14 protein-coding genes are annotated in these 20,846 nt (G+C 48.8%); all 14 read right to left on the minus strand.

The genetic code is table 11. The features are described 5' to 3' along the window. Positions 1-70: 70 nt before the first annotated feature. Positions 71-1,198 carry a glycoside hydrolase family 88 protein gene (locus tag M4D81_RS15910; protein ID WP_311200663.1) on the minus strand — a complete coding sequence of 376 codons (1,128 nt, stop codon included), beginning with the start codon at positions 1,196-1,198 and terminating at the stop codon, positions 71-73. Positions 1,199-1,210: 12 nt separating this feature from the next. After that, on the minus strand, positions 1,211-2,101 hold the full coding sequence (locus tag M4D81_RS15915) for a carbohydrate ABC transporter permease (RefSeq protein WP_260067245.1): 891 nt from the start codon (positions 2,099-2,101) through the stop codon (positions 1,211-1,213). A 12-nt stretch (positions 2,102-2,113) separates the two neighbouring features. Further along, positions 2,114-3,082: an ABC transporter permease gene (locus M4D81_RS15920; protein WP_260067246.1), complete on the minus strand. Its 969-nt coding sequence runs from the start codon at positions 3,080-3,082 to the stop codon at positions 2,114-2,116. Positions 3,083-3,167: 85 nt separating this feature from the next. Continuing rightward, positions 3,168-4,835 (minus strand): extracellular solute-binding protein, encoded by a 1,668-nt coding sequence (locus M4D81_RS15925; protein WP_260067247.1) that lies wholly within the window; start codon positions 4,833-4,835, stop codon positions 3,168-3,170. 152 nt (positions 4,836-4,987) lie between these two features. Next, positions 4,988-7,318, minus strand: coding sequence for a helix-turn-helix domain-containing protein (locus tag M4D81_RS15930; protein WP_260067248.1), 2,331 nt, complete (start codon positions 7,316-7,318; stop codon positions 4,988-4,990). 405 nt (positions 7,319-7,723) lie between these two features. Then, entirely contained in the window at positions 7,724-9,976 is a 2,253-nt protein-coding gene (locus M4D81_RS15935) for a glycosyl hydrolase family 95 catalytic domain-containing protein (RefSeq protein ID WP_260067249.1), read from the minus strand. Positions 9,977-9,989: 13 nt separating this feature from the next. Next, the gene (locus M4D81_RS15940; RefSeq protein ID WP_260067250.1) at positions 9,990-11,618 is read right to left on the minus strand and encodes a response regulator; all 1,629 of its coding nucleotides are present in this window, start codon (positions 11,616-11,618) and stop codon (positions 9,990-9,992) included. A gap of 9 nt (positions 11,619-11,627) precedes the next feature. Beyond that, positions 11,628-13,391: a sensor histidine kinase gene (locus tag M4D81_RS15945; protein ID WP_260067251.1), complete on the minus strand. Its 1,764-nt coding sequence runs from the start codon at positions 13,389-13,391 to the stop codon at positions 11,628-11,630. A 59-nt stretch (positions 13,392-13,450) separates the two neighbouring features. Next, on the minus strand, positions 13,451-14,863 hold the full coding sequence (locus M4D81_RS15950) for an ABC transporter substrate-binding protein (RefSeq protein ID WP_260067252.1): 1,413 nt from the start codon (positions 14,861-14,863) through the stop codon (positions 13,451-13,453). Positions 14,864-15,072: 209 nt separating this feature from the next. Then, positions 15,073-15,891, minus strand: coding sequence for an endonuclease/exonuclease/phosphatase family protein (locus tag M4D81_RS15955; protein ID WP_260067253.1), 819 nt, complete (start codon positions 15,889-15,891; stop codon positions 15,073-15,075). An 83-nt stretch (positions 15,892-15,974) separates the two neighbouring features. Further along, on the minus strand, positions 15,975-16,967 hold the full coding sequence (locus M4D81_RS15960) for a phage baseplate protein (protein WP_071220955.1): 993 nt from the start codon (positions 16,965-16,967) through the stop codon (positions 15,975-15,977). Positions 16,968-17,316: 349 nt separating this feature from the next. After that, a complete protein-coding gene (locus M4D81_RS15965) occupies positions 17,317-17,712 on the minus strand; it encodes a YvaD family protein (RefSeq protein ID WP_113061732.1) in 396 nt (131 codons plus the stop codon). A gap of 38 nt (positions 17,713-17,750) precedes the next feature. Next, on the minus strand, positions 17,751-18,311 hold the full coding sequence (locus tag M4D81_RS15970; protein WP_260067254.1) for a TetR/AcrR family transcriptional regulator: 561 nt from the start codon (positions 18,309-18,311) through the stop codon (positions 17,751-17,753). A 194-nt stretch (positions 18,312-18,505) separates the two neighbouring features. Continuing rightward, a complete protein-coding gene (locus M4D81_RS15975; RefSeq protein ID WP_260067255.1) occupies positions 18,506-20,830 on the minus strand; it encodes a glycoside hydrolase family 3 N-terminal domain-containing protein in 2,325 nt (774 codons plus the stop codon). Between the last annotated feature and the right edge of the window lie 16 nt (positions 20,831-20,846).

Raw genomic sequence — 20,846 nt, forward strand, 5'->3', positions numbered from 1 at the left:
TAATGCGTTTATTAACGTTTTCATATCCGTTCACCTCTCTTCGAATATTAACGCCCCTAACCATAACCAATCAGAATACGCGATGAACCCAGCCCCGAAGCTTCGCCAGAGCCTCAATGTAATAATAATCCCCATAAATTAGCGACACATTGATATTGGTGTCCGCTGGCTTATGGCCGGTTCCGCCAAACAGGATTCCCTCATGCTCATGGACCTGAAATGCTGCATACTCCTTCGACAATGCCAGGACGATTCGCTCAGCGGCAGTCCGGTATACAGCCCCAACCTCCGGAGTGGTTAAGGCAGCGAGCTCCAACAATCCGGAAGCGGCAATGGCCGCTGCGGAGGTGTCACGAGGCTCAGTATCGGGATTCGGTACCCGGAAGTCCCATGGTGGCACTCCGTGCCCCTGTAAGGAAGCTATAAAATGATGAGCTACCCGCTCGGCGGCATACAGAAAATCCTTGTTGTTCGTAAAACGGTAAGCGTTAGCCATCCCGTACAGCGCCCACGCATTCCCTCTCGACCAGCAGGAATCCGGGGCATAGCCCTGCCATCCCTTATACTCCAGCAGTTCCCCGCTTTCCGGATCAAACACGGCCACATGACAGGTGGATCCATCGGCACGGATCATATGCTCCAACGCCATATTCGCATGAGCATTCGCCACGTGGCGGAATCTCGGGTCTTCACCTTCTTCGGAAGCCCAGTACAAGAGGGACAGGTTCATGAGGCAATCGATAATAGCCCAACCCGGGAGATCCTTGTTCCATGCCCTGATGTACTGGCCAGACAAGTTAAATCGACCAGCCAGAAAGTTAGCCGCCGCAAGTCCTCGTCTTCTGCCATCGGCATCTCCGGTTAACTTATATTTCAATACGGCTGTCGGCAAATACTGAAACCCGACATCATGATGGAAGCGACTCTCTTCCAAGGTCAATCGTTCCATCCGTATATCCCACTCCCACGCCGCTTCCTTATACTTCGCATCCCCGGTCATATCGTAAAAAATCCACAGCATTCCCGGCCAAAACCCCGATATCCAGTTGTCCAAGGTCAAGCCGTCGTATTCCCCGTCCTTGGCTGCATGGGGTGCAAGTTCAGGCTCCCTAGCCAGCATCCGATCCACCTTCATCCGAGCAGCGTTCCACCACATATCCAAGTCGAGTTCATGTTGAATCTTTAATTTATTCATCATATCCTCCTGTCGTTATCCTTTAATGGCACCAATTAGAGCGCCTTTCACAAAGTACTTCTGCAGAAACGGATAGACCAGCAGAATCGGTACCGTTGCTACGATTATGGTTGCATGCTTGAGCGTTTCACCGATAACGGCAACCTCTCCTCCGCTCGCTCCGCTTGCCATAGAGCTTGCATCATTCAGAAGCAGCAGCTCTCGCAGGACGAGCTGCAGCGGGTACAAGGAGCGATCCTGCAAATAGATCATGGCCTGAAACCATGAATTCCAGTGACTGACACCGTAATACAGCAGCATCACGGCGATAACCGGCATGCAGAGCGGCATCATGATTCGGAATAAGATAACAAACTCATTGGCTCCATCAATCTTTGCCGATTCCTCCAGACTATCAGGCACCGCCTCAAAAGCCGTTCTCATGATAATCAGATTAAAAGCAGATATAGCCTGGGGGATAATCAAGGACCACAGCGTATTGGTGAGCTCCAGGCCTTTCACTGTAAAATACAGCGGAATTAAACCTCCGCTGAAGAACATGGTGAATACGATAAACAGCATCAGCTGCTTGCGATAACGCAAACCCTTACGGGACAGCGCATACGCTCCGAACGCGGTCAACGTGATATTGAGCACCAAACCGCCCGAAACGATTAAAAACGTATTCAGGTATCCTTGTATAATCATCGGATTGTCAAACACGAGCCGGTACGCGTTAAATGTTATATTCAGCGGCTTCCATAGAATCCCCGAATGCTGCATATAACGGGTTGGATCGCTCAAGGAAGCAAACAGCACGTATATCAATGGATATAACGTACATAAGGTGATTACGGTCAACAAGACGTAATTCAAAACATCAAACAGCTTTTCACCAACCGATCGATTCCCAGCTCTCCATTCCATTCCCCTCACCTCCTACCACAAGCTGGTTTTATTCATTCTGCGGCTCAGCCAGTTTGAGCCGATAACAAGCGTGAAATTGATGGCCGAATTGAACAACCCTACCGCCGAACTGAAGCTGTAATTGAATTCCTGCAGCCCCACCCGGTACACATAGGAGCTGATCACGTCTGCCGTATCGTAGGTTGACGGGTTATAGAGCAGGATGATTTTCTCGCTGCCGACGTTCATCAGCCTGCCGATTTCAAGAATGAACAGGATGATAATCGTAGGCATGATCCCTGGCAAAGTCACATTCAACATCTGCCTCCACCGATTGGCTCCATCAATCTTCGCGGCCTCATATTGTTCCTGGTCGATACCGGCCAGGGCTGCAAGGTAGATGATGGTCCCCCAACCGATGTTCTGCCAAATTCCGGAGGTTACGAAGAGGGTCCGGAAATACTCAGACTCCAGCAGAAGAGAGACCCGTTCCCATCCGAAAAAAGCCAAAATATCGTTGATTAACCCGTCACTCATCGTGAATTCCTTAATAATGCCGCACACAACGACCAGCGAAATAAAATGCGGCATATACGTTATGGTTTGAACCGTGCGTTTGAATGCGGTTTTCCTCACCTCGTTCAGCAGAAGCGCCAATATAATGGGCGCCGGAAAGCCAAATAGCAGTTCATAAAAGCTGATTAACAGCGTATTTTTGACGACCCGCCAGAAATAGATGCCGTTAAAAAACGATTCGAAATGCTCCCAGCCGGCCCATGGACTACCCATAATGCCAAGACGTGGAGAGAACTCCTTAAAGGCGATGGACGCCCCGTACATGGGGAAATAATGAAAAACCGCAAAGTATAGGAGTACCGGGATTAACATGATGTACAGGAAACGATTTTTACTAATGTCCTTTAACAAGCCCCAATTTCGAGGATTCAGGCCTGCCGAGTTAGAAGGAATTGACGTGCGTGTCGGAGGCGGAAGTTTCGCCATGCCGTGCTCACTCCTTATGTTCTGTCTATTGAAGATTTAAGTTAGTGAGGGGGATGAGAGCCCGCTCCATTCCCCTCGCATTTCATTATCTGCTGTTGTATCGATCCAGAGCGCTTTGATAGATCTCAACCGCACGTTCTATCCCCAGCTTCTTGATTTGCTCCACGTACTTGTCGTAACTCTCCATCGGCTCCTTGCCGACAATGAACTTAACAAACATTTCCTCTTTATAGTTGCTTACTTCGGTTAGAATCTTGCCAAGCTCCTTGCTTTCTTCGGCGGTTGGCGTCAGGAAGCCAGGCAGTATATGCTTCTCGGCATCCGTCTTCGCCCACACTTTCACGGCCTCATCCTGCTCAGGGAACGTATTCCAGTTCCGACGTTCATCCGCTTCGTAAGGTCCATTGGGCTTGGAATATTGCGATACCATCTGCTGCAGACTATATTTCTCATTGTTTTTAATCAAATCGGTATACACGGGAGTCCCGTTCTCCATCGTGTAGCTCTCCCCTTCAATGCCGAAGTTGTAGAGCATCGCGCCCTCATCGCTGTAGGCATAATCCAGCCAGCGTACGATCAATTCCGGATTTTTGGCGGCGGTTGTGATGGCTTTGCTTGGTCCCGGATTGTACTTGAAATCCCGTTGTCCGATAAAGGGAATTTCGTCTTTATTGAGAGTTGGATACGGAGCTCCTACCAGCTTGAATTTCGGATCCTGCGCCTTCATAGCATCCATCCATTTACCCATGCCGCCGCTAAGAAGATGCACCGTTGCGCCGGTCTGCCCGGTCAAAATCTTGTTGTCCAACGCTTTGGTATCGGTGAGCGCAAAGTCCTTGTCAAACAATCCTTCCGCAAACCATTTGCGGAATAAGGCCAGAAAATCTTTATACTGCGGATCTATGGGACCATACCTCACCTTTCCTTCATCGTCGACATAGAAGGAGTTTGAGGTGCGGTAAGCTCCGATGAAAGCATCGCGAATCTCAAAGTTCCCTCCGGTGTAAGTGACACTTAGCGGTGCTTTGGCACCCTTCTCGTCACGAAAGGCAATTAACGTCTTCTCCCACTCCTCTATGGTCGTTGGAACTGGAAGACCAAGCTCATCCAGCCAATCCTGACGGATCATGGGACCGCGGAAGACGAGACCGGATGGATTGCGAATCATGGGAAATACATAATATTTGCCGCTATCTGTCTTGACCATTTGATCAAGCACCGGATCCGCTTCAAGTTTTTTCTTCAAGTTCGGGGCATATTGATCAATCAGATCATTAAGCTCCAGGATAACACCGTCCTGAATGGCTTTCTCCGGTCCGCCCGGATAAGATCCCGCACTTCGTCCGGTCCAATCGTATTCAATGACATCAGGAAGCTCATCGGACGCGATCATTAGATTGAACTGCTCCACCGTCTGCTGATCATTAGGATGAATATACTCCACCTGAACTCCTGTTTTTTCGGCAAGCGCTTTCCCAAACGGCGTATCGGCCAGGTTGGAATAGAAGGTTACCGCATTCATGTTCAAGATTTCCCATGACGTGATCGATTCGGTTGTATTTAGCGGATACGATGAACCGATTGCAGTGGCTGTACCCTTCCCGGCCTCGTTCGGCTTAGCATCCGGCGTGTCATTCTTACTTCCAGACGAACATCCCGCAAGCACCAGACTTGTTAACAATATGGCGGTCAGTCCTGACTTTACATTTCGCAACAAGCTGTCTTTGACCCGCAAATGTTGAACCATCATCATTCCCCCGATTGTAAGATTAAGGTAGCGGATAGGCCAGCATGTTGCCCTATCCGATGTCATTGTTCAATAAAACCCGCGTCCCTGACCATAGACAAAATCTAAAATCGCAGGCAATTCCTTAAAAATCGATGGAATTTCATCAAAAATCAGGTTTACAGCGCGGCTTTTTGATATTTCCCGGGGGTCACGCCTTCGAATTTTTTAAAGATTCGCAGAAACGTGCTGACATCCGAATAACCGACCTGGTAAGCGATTTCATTGACGGTGAGCTTTTGCAAAACAAGCAGTTCTTTTGCTTTAGACAGGCGGAGGCGGTTAATGGTATCCAGCAAGGCTTCTCCTGTAAATTCCTTGTACAGTCTTGATACATAAGAGGGGGTCATCTGAAAAGCATCGCCAATCGTTGAAATATTCAAATTCGGGTCATACAGATGCTCTTGGACATACTGCGAGACATCTTCGATTAGATAACGGTGATGATTCCGTTTCTCGGCCAGGATCCATTCACAGACTTGCGCAAGCATCTGTTTCATCCGCTCCTTCATCTCCGGAACATGATCGCATTCGAGCAATAGATCCGCATCGATGAATTGCTCTTCAGATGTTCGCTTGCTGCCCGCTTTCACTTCCTCAAACGTATTCAGCATCGTGCTTGCCAGGTTGTACATCAGACATTTGGCGATTGGTACCGAAACCGGATGCTTTGAAAAATTGGCTTGGAATATATCATCCAAAATGGCTTCTGCTTTGTCGTAGCTCCCGCTCTTCACCAAGCCTATAAACTGCTGCTCGACACTCAAAGGATAATAAAATTGACGGGTTTGCATACTCTTGTCAGAAAGCGTGTCCGTATATAGGATGAACTGTCCGCTCCCCATCACAATCCGGTATTCAAGTGCGGCCTGTGCTTCTTGATAAGAAAGGGCTATGCCATGCAAACTCGAATGTACCTGTCCCACAGCCACCGTAAGCTCTGCTTCAATATGCTTTCGCATGAATTCGCGAACCTGAGCCAGTATTCGATTCAACACACTTTGCTCCTGCTCCTCTGACAAGCTCGCTTTCAAGTTAACGACACAAGCAAGCGCATCGTTCATTTCTGTTGTAAAAACGAGCGCTTCACCGGAAGCCGTATCCTCAAGCACGTTAGTCAGTATGAAATAAAGCATTTGCTGCTTCTGATCCGGGAGCCCGTGAATGCCAAACTGCTCAAACTTGCCATAATGATCAATCGATATCAGCAGGACGACAGATCGGTCGGAATGAAACTGGATATCGTGCGCAGGCAGCGTAGTATGAAGAGACTGATCATGGTCGGAGTACCCCTTTAACAGACGCCGCAATAAATGCGCTCGTATTGTATTGCGATGTTTGTGAAGCGCCGTTTGCATATCCGCCTTTTCATGAAAATGCTGCTGAATCGTCCCCTGCAGGAACGAGTACTCGTTGGCTCCCGCGTCAAACCTCAGACCGAATTGCTTGGATAAACTTTGCAGCATCAACTGAACCGGCATATAGTTTCTGCGTAAGAACAATACTGTAACGATCCCTCCGATAAACAAGCTCAGGGCGATGCTGATCCATGTCAGATGACGTAAATCTTTCATCTTCTCATTAAATAATGCTGCTGGCAGTACGGATACATATTTCCATCCGGTTACTTGCGACGTGATATAGGAAACGGCGAACCTCCCCTCGCCCGAGTCCATGTAGATCATTCCGCTATCTCCTTGAAGCTGCTCATAATTCAGGCCAGCAGGTACGGTCGGATCCTGTCGTGATGCAGCGATATACTGACTATCCGTATCGATAATGAACATACTGGCATCCTTTTGCCGGGGAACGCTCTCGATGAGCTTCGAATCCTTGATCAAGAACAGGACAACAGCAGGGGGCTGTGCCGGGGAATTAAATACAAGGGAATGAGCAAATACAACCACCGGGAAGCTCTGAAGGCCATCTTGAAACTCCATAGATTTGTAACCATTTACATATCTTTGCTCAAACTGTCCCATCCACTTCTCATAAGAGGGTTCGTCATTTCGCAGCAGTTTTTGATAGAGGCCCATGCCGCTTGTGTGGCCATAGGTTGAAATCACCGTATCACTGTTCAAATACATTACGTAAATATCCTCAATCGAATCGTTTGCATTTTTATAAGTTCGCAGGCTTTCCGATATGCTGAACACATCGTAATACTGGTGATCTCGAAGTGGTAACTCCACGCTGGAAAATGCCGATATCCCCTTGTTTAGCGCGATTTCCAGACTTAAACGCTCCAGGCTTTTCAGCTTGCTGTCAATGGACATTTCCATCTGCTGAAGAAGCAATTCGTTTGCCCGATTGGTCTCGCTCTTCACTTGATGATATGAGAATGAATACAGCACAAAGCTGATCAGAATCGGCACCATTAATACGGTGACATAAGAGAACAGCCACGCCACAATGACGCTGCGATTATATTTGCGAAGGATGCTGAACATATGATTTTCCTCCTTATAGAGGTTGTTCAAAAAGTCCGCTTTTGATAAGAAAACCAATCGAGGTCAATTCAAGGACGAGCGACCGCGATTTAAAGGTAGGTTTTCTTGCGATACAGAATTTCATCAGCGTAGCAAGATAACTTATAAATTCTATATCTAACACGAAGCGAATCAGGAAGCAGTTCAGCATCGAATCTTGAATTCAGCCGGGCCTTCCGGTGCTCACGTACCCAAAACGTACGCTCCGCTCCTGACGTCCCTAGCTTCATCCAACCTTCTCGGTGCTGAAAATCGACCTTTTTGAACACACACTTATAGCCTTTGGTGATAACAAGAGCAGCCTTCATAGGGATAAGGCTGCTCTTGAGACGAGAACGGTTGCAGGTTTTTACGATGATCTACCGATTATTGGGGAATCCCATACAATCTCCACGGTTTACGACTGCCAAACAGATTGCATTTGCCCTTCTCAGCAGGGACAGGCGAGATGCGGAATCGAGTGGATCCGCTCCCATGGGCTCTGTAAATATAAGCTTCCTCACCAGGCTTCATAGCCAGATCGATCGTCCCGTCTGCCTGGATCGGACACTTTCTCGTGATTCCCCCGATGTCAATAACCAGCTCGTTGTCCGCAGAAGAGGCCATATCCGTTACGATCCGGCAGGGCTCTCCGGCAAGACTGCAAATATGTATCCAAGCTGTGCGCCCTTCCTCCCGAGCTGCGCTAACAAGAAAGCCTCCTTCTGCCCGCAGCTGATGGAATACCGACTCCGGCCACTCTTTAGGGACTGCAGGGAATACATAGATCCGCTCCCCTCTGCTCTGAAGCAGCATATCTTGGATCGACTCCGCCCCGGCCAGCGGTGTTTCGATGACCGGTCCCGCTTCTTTATACATGGTGTTCGGCTTAATGAGATGCATTAAACTTCGTAAATATGCGAGAGCTTCATCTCCTAAACCTAACTTGGCCGCGATGGAGGCGGCTCCGGTAAAGCTGAAACCGCGCAAATCTCCTTCAAGGCCGATCCAATGCCGAAGCGAGGAAAGAATCAGCTCCTTCTCCTCTTCGGTATCGCCGACGATATGCAGTGGAAAGGCCGCCAGCATATGGCTGAAATGACGGTGTCCGAATTCCATACGCTGACCCTCGCCGATCATATAACCGGATGAATCGACAGGGAAAGGTACCAAGCGCTCCAGCACTTCCCGCCACCTGTCATGCAGCGGGTCATGAACACCAAGCTGATCCGAAATGCGGATCAACGTTTCACATCCCCAGCGCAGCAGCGCTAAATCATAATGAGTATCAGCTGTCTTCACCTGCTTAAAGGACCCGTATTCCGGTGAGACTGTGGGAGGTAAGTGTAGACGGCCGTCCTGCCCTTCCTCAAGAAGATGCAAATATAAACCCACACTGCGCCGCAGAAGAGGATATACCAGCCTTCGCAGCATTTGATCATCCATGGCATAACGGTAATGACGCCAACAGTTATGCATCACCCAAGTTAAATTCCCCACCTCATCCGTGACCGGACTGTTCAGATCATAGCTTGAGCTTCGACCAAGTCCTGCCGAGTCTGCACGGTATGCTTCGGGAACATTACGGATCAATTGATCCTGATGCCCCTCCAAAGAACGAATCAGCGACATGCCCAGATGGAGTCGATTGGCCGTATAGATCGGAGAGTAACTCATCTGAACGTTCATATTGAACCATAGTCCAGGCCAAGGCGTCGATGTGAGCCACGGCCCCTGATTATCGATAGGGAATGAGTCCGCCCGGGTCGCTGACGCAAGCTTATACATCTGTATCCAGTAGAAGCTTTCCAGCTGCTGATCCGGTATGGAAATGAAGCTTTCCGGATAGTAATGATGCCACCACCTGCGATGGCCATGAATCCAGGCTTCCCAGCCTGAGATTGAGTTCGATACAGCCCGAAGTTCTCGTATCGCCTGATCACGAACGGAATCGTCCGTGCCATTCATTACGGTTAGAATGCAGATCTGGCGATGCGAGCTTCCCACCCCCTGCTCAGTCTGGTCAGGACGGTGAGTTATCCAAGCCGTAGTGCAGCCATCCCCGTTTCCATATTCCTGTATGCCGATCGATACCTCACCGGATTCTATATGCTGAACGGTGGTATCAGGTATATATTGGTTGAGATTGATCCCGTCCGCATTCTTCAAAATAGGGTCAACTTCCGGATAGGCGTACCACTTCAGCTTCGCATGGCGTTCACCTTCATCTGCATCGAGCTCCAAGACAAGTACGGGTGCTAATGCATGCACAAGCGCACGAATTCTGACTTCTCCCTTCGTAGTCGGTATAACCGCCCGGAGCTCCGCGTTCCATAATTCCAGCCGCATTTCATAGGGCTGATAAATCCAACCCTCCAGCTCCAACGCGAGCTCGCCAATAGGCACGCGTACCGGAAAAGCCTCTGCACCCGGACGCGATGCGGTTATATCGGAACGTCCAAGCACAAAACGCAGCACATTCCGTTTATCCCGATGTTCTTCACTGTAGATCATCGCTCCGAGCATGCCGTTTCCAAGAAAAGCCCCTTCATCCCAGCTGATCGGACGCGTTGTCCACACCATATCGTGTCTGGACATAAACACGGGCCAGTCAATGGCATTCTCAATTCGGGTAGTCACGATATCCCTCCCATTACAATGAAATGTTGTATCTTATGTGCGCCTGCTTAAATTCCGATGGTGTCATCTGCGTATATTTTTTAAATACGTCGGTAAAATACCGCCGCTCTACATAACCAAGCGACTCCGCAATCTCCTGGATTTGCCGATCCTCCAAGAGCAGCCGCTTGGCCACCTCCATCCGTTCTTGAGTAACAAATTGACTAAATGCCATTCCCGTCACTTTATTGAACAAGCCGGCAAAATAACTTGGGCTTAAATGAACTGCCTTCGCGCAAGTACTTATGCTGAGGTCCTGATCCAAATTGGATTTCACATAAAGAATGGCTTCCTGGATGATTTTTGCGGCGGCGGAGCGGTTCTGATTCTCAATGCGTTCACAGCCTAGCGTCACGATGCTATGCAGAATCTTCTTCATGTCCGTTAAGGATCTCTCCGAGCTGACCCGCCCTTCCCGAACGATCATGTTCAAATCGGATAGTTCGTTCATGGGTACCTTGTCTTGAATCGCCCTTAGCATCATGTACGCCAGCTCATAGTACAAGCTGATGAAGTATTCCGGCTTCGGAAGCGGCGACCTGTCCGTAAACTCAGTCAGGATATGATCAAGCGTCAGTAAAGCTTGACGGACGTTTCCGGATTGTATGGCATATACCATTTCCTGCTCTGCGGCCCGTATGCTGCGCGGCAGGGAGATTTCCGTATTAGCTATATCTTCGTATGAAATCACCGCGTTGCCGCCGGTATAGAAATGGTATGACAGGGCATGCAAAGCCTGATCGTACGATGAGTTCAATTCATGGATAGACGTTACGGGGCTGCCAATTCCTATTGAAATCGTTAAGGAAGTATATAATCTGACATGCTGACAGCACGCCTCCGCTATGGCCGCCGCTGAAGCTGATAACGGTGTATTCAACACCGCCACTAGGCGGTTAGCCGAATCCCGGAATACCATCCCCTTTGTATACAAAGCGATGGTCTCCTCCGTAATATTCTTCAATGCAAACCGGGCGAGCTCCAGTTCATTCATCGTCGAATCTCGATGCTTGTCAGCAAATCCGTCGATTTCAAGAATCATGACAAGCAAATGCCTGGACTCCAAATCCGGCTTCACATATTCCCACCGCTGCTCCGCCTCCTGTTCGTTCACCTTATGATGCAACAGCAACGTGAACAATTCCTGACGCAGGAACGGCATGCTCTCCTGAACCCGCTGCTCTAATTCAGCGATATGATCCTCTTGGTTTCGTATCGCTTCAATTTCTTTTTTTGCCTTTACGACAATTTCCTCGATATGAGCCAGTGAAAAGGGCTTCGTTATGAAGTCAAACGCCCCAAGCTGAACCGCTTGCTTCGCATATTCGAAATCATTGAATCCCGTCATCAATATGACCTTGCTGCGCGGCAGCAGTTCTTTGACACGTCGGGTCATTTCCAGACCATCGAGCTTCGGCATTCGAATATCGGTCACGATGATATCCGGTTTGCACGAGGTGATCAACAGGAGTCCGTCTTCTCCATTGATTGCCGTCCCGCTTACGGATATCCCATGATGTTCCCAGTTGATTTGCTTGGATATGCCATCAACGACACTCTGAATGTCATCAATAAAGCATATCGTTGTCGTTCTTGCGCTCATCGGCTTGAGTCAACTCCCTTCGAGTTGTGGGTAACGGGGGATGATAATCGAAACTCGGGTACATGCATTAGGTTCGCTCTCCAAGTGCAAATCAGCCGAGCTACCGTACTGTAGCTGCAATCGCAACCGGACATTATATAACGCATAACCCGATCCAGCTGAGGATGCCGGTTGTCGAAGGAGTGGATCAGCTGTATTCTTTTCGTTCAGCCCCATACCGTTATCTTCAACGATGAAGTACAGATAAGAGCTATCCTGTTTCACCTGAATCCGTATGAAGCCACCCTCATTGCGATCGTTAAAGCCGTGCAGGATTGAATTTTCAACCAGCGGCTGCAGTATAATTTTTAAGATCGGGTGCTGCATATCCACTAAAGGATCAACCTCGATCATGTAGGTAAAGAGCGTTTCGTAGCATTTCTGCTGAATGTTTAAATACTGCTCCACGTGCTGAAGCTCATGTGCAAGCGTTGTCATCTCCTTGCCGCGATTAAGGCCGAGCTGAAACAGCTGTGATAAGGACAGCACCATTTCCTGAACATCCTCCAATTGATTCAGCTGGCACTTCCAATAAACCGTGTTCAGCGTGTTATATAGAAAGTGAGGATCAATTTGAGCTTGCAGGGCTTTCATCTCGGACTGGCGTTTTTCCTTCTCTGCCTGCTTCACAACATCAAACATTTCATTAAGCTCTTCCAGCATCCGGTTAAAGCGATAACCGACCTGCGTAATTTCATCATTGTATTCGCTTTCATAACGTACGTTAAGATCGTTCATCTCCACCCGTTTCATTAGTGATTGCAAGTGGCTTAACGGTCTTATGAGCAAACGGGTCAGCATATTCGCAAAAGCAAACGACACGAGCAAGCACCCCGTGATAACCCCAAGAATAGTCAGCTTAATGCTGTCCATCTGCTTCATCAATTCTGATTTAGGCAGGAAGCTGAATAGCGTCCACTCCTTCACTCCCCCCAGCTTAGTAAAGTTAACGAGGTACTCATAACCTTGATCCGAATACTCAAAGCTACCCTGCTCAGCAGACAAGGCCTCCCTGTATTTAGGCTCATGTTTCAGCGTATCCGCGATGATGGAATCGTTTAGCAGCACATCGCTCCCATCGGAGGAGGCCAAGAGATGGAACTGCTTGCGATTTTTATCCTCCGAGGCAATTAAGGATCGAATCGAGTCGATTTTGACATTCGCTACAACGAAAATATCCTCGATGTAATGGGAAGGTATGCCCTCCATCACAAAGGAAATGACGTTCTCCCCGCTGGAAAAGAAACGGTCCTCATGACCGGCCACCCATAATTTGCGCTTCTCGCTTTTGATATGCGTATACAGCTCCGAATCATAGAACGAATAGGAGAAGTTACGCTGCTGACTCGTCTGGTAATAGTCACCCTCACGCGTGGCGATAAGAATAGAATCGATCATAGGTTCATACAGCTTGGTCTGCACAAAAGTCGATTGCAGCCCGGACAAATGTGTATAGTAGTTCTCCGCCTCCGAGTAGCTGCTGTCCATCCCTAACGCTCTTCGGTAAGCCGTATTGACCATCATTGAGTAAACTGCTTGCGTGACATGATTCAGCTTCTCATCCAACACCTTCGATGTTTTATGAATCGTTTCCTGACTAAGCTGATAGGCATTGTCCTTCACAACTTCCTCCGCGATCATGTAGCTTAACGCGCCTGCGGTAGTAACCGCAAAAATGACAATGAGCATAAACGCGATCCAGATTCGGCGTCTGAACGATAGTCGGTAGAGCATTAATCAACATCCTCCGTCTCTATGTTTCGGCTGTGGCAGCAGTTGTCCGCTAATGTAGATCAATCACTTAGCCATGAGACTTCCTGAGGATGCAGCGGATCAAATGAAGGAATGGCTTTCATATCCACTCTGCCGGCGGCCTGTTCCTGATCTAATGCTGCGTTGTAACGCGCGTTCAGATCCTCAACCAATGAATCAAGATCCCCGCCGATCATGATGTACTTTACGATTTCGTCCTCCCACTCCTTACCCTTTGGCTTGAATCCTTGAGGCGATGCAGGCCATATTCCGTCATACTCACCTGGGAAGAAGCTGGTGATGCCGTCGATATCGGGTTTCCTGGCTTTAGCGGCTATCGCCTCCACGGATATAATGCCAAGTCCGGCTTCCTGATACCCAATCAGCACTTCATCGCTATACATATAACGGAGAAACTTCCAAGCTTCCTCCTTATGCTTCGACTGGCTGCTAATCGATAACCACCTCGTCGCTCCAACTCCCTGATTGATCACTCCTTTATAGGTTCCGTCAATTGATGGGGGCAGAGCAGCTCCCCATTGCATCTTCGCAGGAAACTGATACTTATAAATGCTGGGTTCCGAAGAATAGGACAGATACATCCCGATCTTCCCGTCGGCAAATTGTGCCCGAAGCGGATCGATGTCCAGAGATTCCGATCCCGGCAGCGTACTGCCATTCTCCATCATGGTCCGAAATGCGCTTATAATCGGTATAAAGCCTGAGAAATCATAATTGCCTGTCGAAAAGTCATATCCATCGCCGCTGATTCCGCTTATTTCCGCGATCGGAACGGCTGACCGGCCGAGAGCGCTGGCAGGATTTTTATAGGGGAGAGCAAAACCGTAAATGCCGTCCGCTTTTCCAATTTCGGTGATTCGACTTGCCGCCTCCACCAACTCGTCAAGCGATTTCGGAGGGGAGGTTATGCCTGCCCGCTTAAACAGCTCCACATTATAAATAAGCCGCAAGGTTGATCCGCTGTTAGGCAGGCTGTATATGTATGGATCAAAGACGTTGTATCCCTCGATGAAGGCTTGCTTCCCGAACCTGTTTCTGATCTCGGGCGTTAAATATGGGTTGAGCGGCTCCACATAGCCTTTTCGGGTCATTTCAGCGAGATCGATCGGGGTAAAGATATCGGGTGATTGCTCGCTGGCAAATGACAAATCTAGCGATTGGGCAAAATCATCTGCCATAACCGTCATCTCAACCTCAATTAAATCGCTATTCTCTTCGTTATAACGATGAATGACCTCTTTGATATAATTCGCGTCATGACGCCCCGTTGACCAGAATCTCAGCTTTGTCTTTTCTGGGGCACCAGCCATATCTGATGCCGTTGAGTGCGAAAGTATACGGCCAGAGCCCTGCCCTTTGCCACCTTGCATGCACCCCGTTACGGTTATGCTCAGGCACATCAATGCAACCAGCGGTAATCTCCAAGTGATCATGCACGCTCCCTCCTTGTGCTTGTATCGTAGCATAACCTATTTTGTGGATATAGACAGAACGGTAAAAAAACTGTAAAGGGAAGAATATCGATTCATCTCCTCATACGAAAAAGGCTACCCCAAGCAAATGCCCGGTGGTAGCCCCTTGACCATTGTTATGTCCTGTATATATGTTGCACGAACCTAAACTTTAAGCTTACCCAAACGGCCTAACGCTTGAATGATACTTCGGCTGCGATAGGCAGATGATCCGTAGCTTCCGTATGAATCACGCGCTGATTCGAATGCTGAACAGCTGGTGAGGTCAGAATGTAATCGATCGTTGCCGACGGGTTGATTACAGGAAACGTATAGGCATCTTCGATTCCCTGAAAGCTGTTTACGAATAAACCGCTGTCCAGCAACAATTTAAACTCTGAACTGTTTGGTTCTGCGTTGAAGTCGCCCATTAGCAGCGCCGGTCCCTCAGAAGCTGATGCAAGCTCAATGATTTCCTGCGCCTGTGCCGTTCTGCTGGTGACGTCCAATCCAAGATGCGTGTTGTACACATCCACGTGGATCCCCCTCAGATTGACAACAGCGTGTAGAACACCGCGCTGCTCCTTCCCGAAGCTGCTCAGCAGCACATTCTCGGAACGAAGGATCGGATACTTGCTCACGATGGCTGTTCCATACTGGCGGTTATTCGTCTGACCTTCCGCAGGCTCCAAATCTAGATTCGCACCGTAAGCATAATGATATCCGAGCAAACCTGCCAATTCCTTCGCTTGGTCTTGAAAGTCGCTTCGTTCCCCGTAAAACCGGTCCACTTCTTGAAGGCCGACAATCTCTGCGCCGGAATCACGGATAACATCGGCGATTCTTTGCAGGCTTAGCTGCTCATCCAATCCAACCCCGTGATGGATATTGTAAGACATCACCGTCGTGCTTACTTCTTTGCCTTGTCCTTTTCCAGCCGCCAGAACCCCCGTTGTAAACATCGGAACAAACAACAGGCAGGCGATAAACGAGACGAAGCCTTTTTTCATGGACAAATCTCCCTTCCATAGTCGAATGCCAACTATGCTAAATTTACTGATGTTACAGTTATCAGAGACTAACTTGGTGGAAGTTAATTAAATATGCTGTCCGGAACGTAATACACTTTTTGCGTATCTTTTTTGTTTACCGGGTCCGTAACGATCGTAAAATAAACATTGCCGTTCTTTGTCTGTACTCCCTCGATTTCATGGTTCCCCACATTCGTTATTTTCACGAGGGTTTTGAATGTTCCTGCGTTGGTCATCATGGCAATCTGCGGGATATCGCCTTCGGCACCGCCTGACGTATATATTTTCGTCTGACCCAGCATATCGGCCCCCTGGAAGGATCCGTTCGGCCTTACGATCGCACTGCCCGACTGCGTAAAGCTGCCAACGGCGGCGTTAACCGCAGCTGCGCTGTCCATTCGCACCTGTTCATTACTGTCCAGAAGTTTATTGAGTGCGACCGTGTCATAAATCGACCATGTTACGGTTCCCTCTTTGGTTTGTACCCGGAACACCGTATGCGTACTGTTGCCGCCGCCATCCACACGGTAGGTCTCACCAAGCCTTGCCCCCGTTTTATTGGCGTAATTCATGTAGGTGAAGCGATGCAAATCCGTATAATCCACGGTCTTGCCAGCCGAATATTGCAGCCTAGCTACCTGCAGCGACCAGTAATAATCCGTTGAAGGATCTGCTTTGGAACTAAAGTAAAAGTAATTGATGCCATTGTACGTATACATATCCAGCGTTTGGCAGTGACCGGTATTCGTAACAGTCATTTCATCTACATAAGTAGCGTCTTTCCCGTTAATGAGCAATCTTGAAAGATAGCAATTTCCCTTCGACCGCTGCGTGACATAGAGATATTTATCCGCGATATATGCCTTCTGAACGGCCACATTATGATTAAGTCCCTTTAAGTTGTAGGCGAGCGTTGCTGAAGCGTTGATCGTTTTCTCAGGAGTCGCCGCGAATGCGGGCAATCCGGACAAACAAAACACGAGAGCTGCAAGTATTGCGGACGTTAGCATTTTTAAATGCCTATTCATATGCCTCAACCCTTGAACGTCAACCATCAATACACCTCCATTAATAGTAGGAAAGAAATTGGACTGCCCCCGAAAACGCACGAAAGACAAGGTTCATGCGGGCATTTTTGCCATGATATAGGATATCTTCCTCCTCTCTTTTATACAGAAACATCGCTTCATTCCAATCAAGTTTCTGCTTCATTACAAAAAATGGGGGATCCACTATTGAGTTTACCATGTACCTCAAGAATTTCCCGTGTATAAAATACTTAAAGTTAGACGAATCGCATGGTCCTTTAGCCCTTTTTTTTCGCTTGCGCTCAGAAGAGGTCCGCAGTAACTTTTATCGAATGTTCATCCGATCTTTGTAAAACGAAAATCAAAAAGCCGTGATTTAACACGGCTCTTTGGTCTCAAGCAGTTTTGGGATGAAGAACAATGGATATAACATGAGGTACAGATTAGGCGCCCACCACATGATGTCAAAATCGGACTTTATGATCCAAAAAGCGATCGCCTGCAGTCCGGAACAAAATGTCAGGATGAGCGAGATTAAGGCAACGCTTCTCCACTTTATATTCATCTGTTTATGTAGGTAAATGCTGTACATTCCGGTGATGGAAATGAATATATCGAGCGGGAAGAACGACCAATTCCAGGCCACTAACAGCTCATTCGTGTAATCCTGATATAAATATTCCTTGGGAATTAACGCTAGTGCAGTGATGACCCAGTACAAAATAAATCCGATATCCGTAAATAAAAACAGACCTTTTAATGATTTACTCAAGTGATACCCTCTCTTCTCCTTAATGAATAAATGATCGTTCAAACTTCCTTCTGAATAATACCGGTTAACAGGATCTCTCCCATATCCCGCAGACTCTCCTGAAGCGTAATGCTGCTTTTATTTTCAGACGAGTCCTCAATTAAGCGATAAAGGCCTCCAACATACAAATCAATAAAAATTTTGGTATTAAACGGGCGTAACAAACCTTGATTGATTCCTTCTTCAAATAGTTCAGTGATGCTGTCCCACTGTTTATTCAGAAATTCATCCAGCGTCTTCCATTGATCAGGATAATAACGCTGAAGCTCGGTTATGAGGTTTAATCCGATAAACTGAAAATCAGTCGGAATGAGGATAAGACATCGCTTAAGTTTATCGAGCGTAGTCAGTTCAGGATTAGTCATGATGTCCTTTTCTTTTTCTTGAAGTTCGATAATGGCCTCACGAAGAATCGTTGCAATCAGCACATCCTTGGAAGGGAACCATCCGTACAGCGTCTTCGTGCTCATACCCAGTCGTTTGGCAAGGTCCCCCATCGTAAAGCGTAATCCTCTTCTCTTGATTTCATGGCTTGCCGCCGCAACAATTCGCTCTTTCAATAGGTACACCTCCTCGTTCGGAAAATAATAAAACGATAATGTTTTCCGTGATTTCTAAAATAATATCCCAATTTCTTCTTCTAGTCAACGAAAGTGCACATTCACGACAAAAAGAGACAGCGTTAAATGCTGCCTCCAAGTATCGATGCATCGTGCTAATGTTTAAGAACCCTTTTTTTTGTTTCAGCTTCGTTTTAGGACTTTAACCTTAACTGAACAACTCCGCTTTCCCAATCCGAATGGGCCCCCACTACGATGTTGACTCGACAAGGGACTACTTCGAATTCCATGTTTCGATTCCATATAGCCAATTCCTCGAAGCCAAGCTCGAAGGTGACGTTGCTTACATCACCTGGCTCCAGCGCTATCTTCTTAAATCCCTTTAATTCCCGCAAACGACGGGTAATCCCTGATTGATCGCCTTGAATATAGAGCTGTACAGTTTCAAGTCCTTTCATGTCTCCGCTGTTTCTCACTTCCACGCTGACCTCGACACGGCCTCCGGATCGAAGCTCTTCCAGCGTCATTTCCTTCTGCGAAATCGTTGGAGTTCCGTATTCAAACATGCTGTAACCAAGACCGAATCCGAACGGATATAACGGCTTGGACGGCATATCGACATAGGGACGAGGCTGTCCAGCGTTCTTCTGATTATAATAAACCGGCAATTGACCCACGGAGCGTGGTATGGATACGGAAAGCTTGCCGCTGGGATTCACCTGTCCAAACAGGATCTCGCCAATGGCACGGCCTCCTTCGCTTCCAGGATACCAGGCACACAGCAGCGCATCGCTGAGCTCAGCTACCTCGCCGATGGCCAGCGGACGTCCTTGAATGAGCACCGTAATTACTGGTTTGCCGAGCGCGTGAATTTCCCGGACCAATTGCTCCTGTATGCCGCCTAATCGGAGATCGGCTAGATCGACGCCTTCACCGCAATCCATTTCCGTCGGATCCCCTTCAGCTACAATGGCTGCACCATTACTGTCAAACGTATCTCCGAATTGACGGGCACTGCTGCCGCCAAGTACGAGCACGACCGCATCCGCGGAACGGGCTGCTTCAACCGCCTCGGGCAGGCCTTCCGTCGACATGCCTCGTACACTGCATCCGGGAGCAAAGACGATGTCCGTGCCTGCGGGTGCAGCCATCCGAATGCCTTGAAGCGCCGTGACTCCGCTGCTCTCGCGCTGAACGCTGGTGTAGTCTCCAAGCTGGTTGTAAAGCCTGTCCGCGTTAGGGCCGATGACCGCCAGTCGTTTGATCCGGCCGCTATTCAGCGGCAGTACGTTTGCGTCGTTCTTGAGCAGCACAACCGCTTCTCTTGCGACGGATGCATTTAAGTCTTTAGCGGCAGCATTATTGACGGTTGCAGCTGCCAAGCCTTCGTCTATGTATGGGTGCTCGAACAGTCCCAGTCTGAATTTAAGCCGAAGCACTCGAGCCACCGCCCGATCGATGTACTCCATATCGGCCTTCCCTTGTTTCACCGCTTGTTCAAGCGTGGTGAACGACTTGTCCCACAGGCTAAGATCAACCCCGGATGACAGGGCAAGTCCTGCCGCCGATTCATAATCTCCCGTTATGGACACCAAACGGTCGATGGCCGTTCCATCCGCCATGACAATCCCATCGAATCCCCATTCATCTCTCAGAATGCCGGTTAACAGCTTATCATTGGCATGACATGGGATGCCGTCAAGCTCATTATAGGCCGCCATGACCCCTGCCGCTCCTGCCTTGATCCCGGCCTGCGCAGCTGGCAGATGAATTTCGCGAAGCTCCCGCTCGCCAACGGGAACCGGTCCTGCATTGCGACCGCCCTGCCCTGCTCCCTGAGCGCACAGATGCTTAAGCACGGCTGCCGCCTTGTCCGGGCGCTTCCGCTCTTCTTGCTCTCTTCCCTGCATGCCGTGCACAACCGCCTCCGTCATCCGTGCAGCCAGGTACGGGTCTTCCCCGTAACACTCCTCGGAGCGTCCCCACCGCGGATCCTGCAGAATGTCCAGTACCGATACCAAGCCGATGTGAGCCCCGCGGCTGCGGATCTCGGAGGCCACTTGGCTATAGGCGCGTTCAATTAATTCAGGATTCCACGTCGATCCGATAGCCGTATTAACGGGCAGAAGCGTTCCGTCTAGCGCCTGATGACCATGGGGACATTCCTCCGCGAGAAGGACAGGAATGCCAAGCCGGCTGTGTTCGATAACATAGCGCTGTATGGCATTCGCTACCTTGGCATTGTCTTGCGTAGGAATCCCGTTCTCATAGTTCACTCCGGACCAAGGGTCCGCCCGGAACAGTCCGTACAACGCCCCCATGCCTGCTCCCCATTCGACATGCTCTTTGAATAATTCGGTTAGTTCAAACTCCGTTTCAGTCCCTTCGCATTGCCGATATGCCATCCAGCCGTACAAGTGCTGGTTCAGCTGCCCGACCTTCTCGCGCAGCGTCATTCTCGACAGCAAATCCTCTACGCGCTCGTCAACGGGAAGCGCTGCATTCCGATACTTATCCATTTTCCCCTTCTCCTTC

Source organism: Paenibacillus sp. p3-SID867 (assembly GCF_025142895.1).
In the GTDB taxonomy this organism is placed as follows: Bacteria; Bacillota; Bacilli; order Paenibacillales; family Paenibacillaceae; genus Paenibacillus_AQ.

Coding starts and splice junctions, on each gene's coding strand:
- M4D81_RS15930 (WP_260067248.1), bottom strand. CDS start 7,318: ATGTTCAGCATCCTTCGCAAATATAATCGCAGCGTCATTGTGGCGTGG.
- M4D81_RS15955 (WP_260067253.1), bottom strand. CDS start 15,891: ATGAAAAAAGGCTTCGTCTCGTTTATCGCCTGCCTGTTGTTTGTTCCG.
- M4D81_RS15945 (WP_260067251.1), bottom strand. CDS start 13,391: ATGCTCTACCGACTATCGTTCAGACGCCGAATCTGGATCGCGTTTATG.
- M4D81_RS15920 (WP_260067246.1), bottom strand. CDS start 3,082: ATGGCGAAACTTCCGCCTCCGACACGCACGTCAATTCCTTCTAACTCG.
- M4D81_RS15940 (WP_260067250.1), bottom strand. CDS start 11,618: ATGAGCGCAAGAACGACAACGATATGCTTTATTGATGACATTCAGAGT.
- M4D81_RS15915 (WP_260067245.1), bottom strand. CDS start 2,101: ATGGAATGGAGAGCTGGGAATCGATCGGTTGGTGAAAAGCTGTTTGAT.
- M4D81_RS15910 (WP_311200663.1), bottom strand. CDS start 1,198: ATGATGAATAAATTAAAGATTCAACATGAACTCGACTTGGATATGTGG.
- M4D81_RS15950 (WP_260067252.1), bottom strand. CDS start 14,863: ATGATCACTTGGAGATTACCGCTGGTTGCATTGATGTGCCTGAGCATA.
- M4D81_RS15960 (WP_071220955.1), bottom strand. CDS start 16,967: ATGGTTGACGTTCAAGGGTTGAGGCATATGAATAGGCATTTAAAAATG.
- M4D81_RS15975 (WP_260067255.1), bottom strand. CDS start 20,830: ATGGATAAGTATCGGAATGCAGCGCTTCCCGTTGACGAGCGCGTAGAG.
- M4D81_RS15925 (WP_260067247.1), bottom strand. CDS start 4,835: ATGATGATGGTTCAACATTTGCGGGTCAAAGACAGCTTGTTGCGAAAT.